Below are 2,362 nucleotides of genomic sequence, written 5' to 3' on the forward strand. Positions count from 1 at the left end.
ATTACCACCACATCCATCTTTTTTTACCTGTAAAGATTTAAAAACCAAACGGCCAACATATACCAATGCTACCGCAAAAAGTAAAAAGACTAAAATCGTTTGAATATCCATAACACAAATATAAGGGCTTTTAGGACTTTGGTGTTCAATTGAATGTAAAAAGGTAGGATTTTATATCTCAATCAAATTTGGATATAAGAAGTTTACATATCTTAATAGCTTCTTTAGCATTCAATTCGCAAGCATCTAATTTAACTATAATACGGTTCGTGCTATTCTGAAATTTCACAGAATCACTGCTTCTATATATCGTAATATCAGCATATTCGGTAGAATAATCTGAAGGAGTTTTTGCTGCTAACAAATCAATTAAACTACATAAATTATAATATTTAATAACAGCTTCATTATTTGACTTATTTTCGAAAAATAACCTATACCTATCTGATTTTAGTATTGTAGAATGAACATTTTCACATGATTTGTAGCTAACTGATATTGTCTCATTTCCTTTTTGAGCGTGTTTTGTCATGAAAGATTTGATAGCATTTGCTGAGAAATTATAATCACTAAGATCTCTAATTAAAATAGTCAAATAATTCTTTATTAACCATTTTGTCCTAACATTATAGATATGATCAGAAATTATTGTCTGTAGATTTTGGATTAAAAATAATATGATAGCACCTATAAATCCACTTAAAAGATTATCTAGAGTTAGTATTGGCATATATGTTAAGTGTAATATTCAATAACAATTAGATTTATATTTAAATATCTTGGAAATTAAGACGCATTACTCCTCCATAAAACCAATCGTTCCCCCAACCCAATCGAAATCGGCATTATAACGCACACCAATCATTTTGCCCCTGCTTAATCTGGCCAGGTTAATGCAGAGCTGTGGTTCGCCACCGTCGGACCATAAGTACATCATCCTGATTTCGGCTTTTACCCCACCATCTGGTGCCTGTACAGCGGGCTCGTAATTTACTTTTCTTTGTAAAATCCAGTTTTCGGGATCTTTTATATTGGTAATGTCCGTTTCGCTTACATCGATAATTACGCCCATACCAGCGAAAGAGAATAATGGCTTAAGTACGTAGTTTTCTAAATCTTTAGGGATTGTATTTAACTCATTTAAAAACCGTGTTTCGGGCACAAATTCGCTTTTTAAGAATGGCATGGTATACTTGCTGATGCGATAGAACCAGTTGGGGTGCGTTACCCATTCTACATCCAGTTCCTCACGTGGGTCGAAACTGTTTTTGAAAATTTCGGTGTTATTGGCTACCTCATCAAATATCAGGCGGTTATAAATTCTTTTTAACTGGATCTTTTTGCCATCTTCTTCATAAAAGAGCTTTTTGCCTACTTTTTTAATGTCTTCCAGTGCTAAAATCTTAATGCCCAACATTTTTTGGGTCACAAAAAAATCGATAGCCGTTTTTTGGTTAGGCGCATCTACATCCATCAGGGCCACTTCTTCTGGTTGGTGGGAGCCAATAATTACTTCTTTAAGCAGCTTGATGTACGCTTCTTCGTTAAAGCCGTTTAAAAAATGATTCACAGAACCATCAATCTCAAAACTTGTCTGGAAAGTTTTAGCCAAATGATGCTGAAAGCCATACAAGGAAGGAAATCCCTGCATTTCAATTAGCATGGGTGTAAGTTCTCCGGCTTGATTTTTACAAATACCAAAATCGAAGGTTAAAAAGTGAGGCTGTGTATTTTCATTAGGCACATTCCAGTTTAAGGGGATTGCCTTTTGAGTAAGTGCTTTAAAATTGGGTTGCTTAATCAGGTTTATAATTTCTTCTCCTGCCGCAATCAATTTTTCTTTCAATGCTTTCGGAATAAATACCGGCGTTTCTGCAACCCTGAAAGGAATTTCGGGATAGCCATTTTGCAATTGAGTAAGGAAGTTTTTGTACTTCTCGTCTGTAAATTGCTGGTTGTATTTTTGGCGTTGAGCAGGTATCATAAGTTTGTAATTGATTCTGGTTTACAACTTGTTATTGCAAATGAGAGAAGTCATTTCGACCGTATTTGATAAATCCTTTAACTTTTATCTTAAACATGTTTAATAGATTTCTCCGTTCCGCTGTGCTCCAGTCGAAATGACGGCTAAAGTAGTCCTGGCTTTTCTACACTTCCTGCAAATCCCCAATTGCCTTTTGTAAGAAATTAGGTAAAATAATACTTTGCGTAAGCACGATTCTTGCAGGATCGTCTAAACTGTTTAACATATCCAGGTATTTTTGTTCCCCGTGCATATCAACAATTGCTTTTTTCTTTTCTTCCTGAAGCAAGTACATTTTCATGCCTACCGGATCAGCTTCTGGATGGAATTGTGTACCGA

2 protein-coding genes and 1 pseudogene are annotated in these 2,362 nt (G+C 35.1%); all 3 read right to left on the bottom strand.

Annotated features, from left to right (window positions below):
- Nucleotides 1-178: 178 nt before the first annotated feature.
- Nucleotides 179-730 (bottom strand): hypothetical protein, encoded by a 552-nt coding sequence (locus AC1DPQ_RS25005; protein ID WP_477580124.1) that lies wholly within the window; start codon nt 728-730, stop codon nt 179-181.
- Nucleotides 731-796: 66 nt separating this feature from the next.
- Entirely contained in the window at nt 797-1,984 is a 1,188-nt protein-coding gene (locus AC1DPQ_RS25010) for a hypothetical protein (RefSeq protein WP_477580126.1), read from the bottom strand.
- Between the two features lie 163 nt (nt 1,985-2,147).
- A pseudogene (locus AC1DPQ_RS25015) lies at nt 2,148-2,362 on the bottom strand (GMP synthase); the annotation flags it as partial.

This window comes from Pedobacter sp. 01T416_2 (assembly GCF_056398925.1).

Excerpts from the sequence above, each read along its gene's own strand:
- AC1DPQ_RS25005 (WP_477580124.1), bottom strand. The coding sequence starts at position 730 with ATGCCAATACTAACTCTAGATAATCTTTTAAGTGGATTTATAGGTGCT.
- AC1DPQ_RS25010 (WP_477580126.1), bottom strand. The coding sequence starts at position 1,984 with ATGATACCTGCTCAACGCCAAAAATACAACCAGCAATTTACAGACGAG.